At 78.9% G+C, this 1,773-nt stretch carries 1 protein-coding gene and 1 pseudogene; one reads left to right on the top strand and one right to left on the bottom strand.

The annotated features are described in order from the left end of the window. Window positions 1–394: pseudogene (locus tag HTZ82_RS31925) on the bottom strand (hypothetical protein); the annotation flags it as partial. Between HTZ82_RS31925 and HTZ82_RS02300 the strand changes: the two are divergent. Next, window positions 393–1,773: NB-ARC domain-containing protein (locus HTZ82_RS02300; RefSeq protein ID WP_254711570.1), on the top strand; the 1,381-nt coding region annotated here is incomplete at its 3' end. The pseudogene HTZ82_RS31925 and the gene HTZ82_RS02300 overlap by 2 nt on opposite strands.

The following is a 1,773-nucleotide window of genomic DNA, read 5'->3' as shown; positions in this document are numbered from 1 at the left end:
AGCCGTCGGCGTCAGGCTCCCGGGCGGGTACGCCCCTGCCCGAGGGCTCGACGGGACCGTCCCGTGCCCCGTCCGGCGATTCGGCTTCCGCAGGGGCCTCCTTGCCCGAGGCGTCGGCGCCGTCGCCGGGGCCCGCGGCAGCCGACTCGCCCGCCCTGCCGGCCCGGCCGAGCGGCGGACCCGCCGTCGGCACGCAGGCGGCGTCGACGGTGCCTGCGGCGGCCCCGGCTACGGCTGTTGCCCCAGGGCCGGCCCCGGCCAGGGCGGACGGCACCGACCCGGCGGCCCAAGCCACGGCTGTCGACGCGTCGGCGGCCCCCGCCGCGCACCCGCCCGCCGGGATGCTGTCGGCGCCGACCGGCACGCCCTCGGGTCCGGTTGCCGAGGGCGGCATGTCCGGTGCCGAGGCCGGCATGTCCGGTGCCGAGGCGGACCGGGCCGCGCCCGCGGTGGCCGCGTCGGCCGTGCCGCACCAGGCGGAGGGGCGGCGCGACAGTGGCGCTGCCGGGCAGCCCATGCCGTGTCACCTCCCTCCCGACGTGGCCGACTTCGTCGGACGGGAGCGTGAGGTCGCCTGGGCGCTCGGGCTGCTCGGCGGAGCCGGTGACGCGGCGCGGACCGCCGCGCCCCTGGGGGTGATCTCCGGGCGCTCGGGCGTGGGCAAGACCGCGCTCGCCGTGCACATCGGGCACCGGCTCTCCGCCCGTTTCCCCGACGGTCAGCTGTTCCTGGACCTGCGGGCGGCGGACACCGCGCCCGTCCACACCGCCGACGCGCTCGCGCGGCTGCTGCGGGCGCTCGGCGTCGACCCCGACACGCTCAGGGGCGGCGTCGACGACCTGGTCGGGGCGTACCGCACGCACATCGCGCGCCGCCGCATACTGCTGGTCCTCGACAACGCCGTCGGCGAGGCCCATCTGCGGCCCCTGCTGCCGCCCGGACCGGGCTCCGCCGTGCTGATCACCAGCCGCAAGCGCCTCGTCGCCCTCGAAGGCGCCGCCCACCTCGACCTGAAGGCTCCCCCGGAGGACGAGGCGCTGGCCCTGCTGACGAAGGTCGCCGGGCCCGAGCGCGCCGGCGCCGAACCGGGTCAGGCCGCCGAGATCGTCGCCCTGTGCGGCCGGCTGCCCCTCGCCGTACGGATCGCGGGCGCCCGGCTCGCCGCCCGCCCGCACTGGACCCCGTCCCGGCTCGCCGCCCGGCTCCGCGACGAGCGCCGCCGCCTCGACGAACTCCGGGCCGGCGACCTGGAACTGCGCGCCGGCCTGGAGCTCGGCTACGCCGAACTCGGCGAACGCCAGCGGCGGGCCCTGCGCCGCCTCGCCCTGGTCGAACTCCCCGACTTCGCGGCGTGGGTGGCTGCCCCGCTCCTCGACATCACGCCGGACGACGCCGAGGAGGCCGTCGAGAGCCTCGTCGACTGCCACTTCGTGGAGCTCGTCGGGGTCGACGAGACAGGCCAGACCCGCTACCGCATCCACGACCTCGCACGCGAACACGCCCGCGAACGCTGCCTGTCCGACGAGCCCCCGCAGGACCGCGAGGCCGCCGTGTCCCGCCTGGCCGACTGGTGGCTGTCCCTGTCCCGTACGGCCGCCGCCCACGCCCCCGGCGGCGCCTCCCGCCTCCTCCCGGAGCCCCGGCCCGCCCCCGGCCCGGCGGCGGACGCCGGGACGAACACCACCACACGGCCGGACCCCACCGACGCCGCCACGAGCCCGGACACCCCGCCCGCCCCGGACGCCACCGGTGCCGCCATGACCCCTCCCGCCG

The sequence above is a fragment of the Streptomyces sp. TRM64462 genome (assembly GCF_013362995.1).
In the GTDB taxonomy this organism is placed as follows: Bacteria; Actinomycetota; Actinomycetes; order Streptomycetales; family Streptomycetaceae; genus Streptomyces.
The sequence above is the reverse complement of the archived record's forward strand: the minus strand, read 5'-3'. Positions and strand labels throughout refer to the sequence as shown.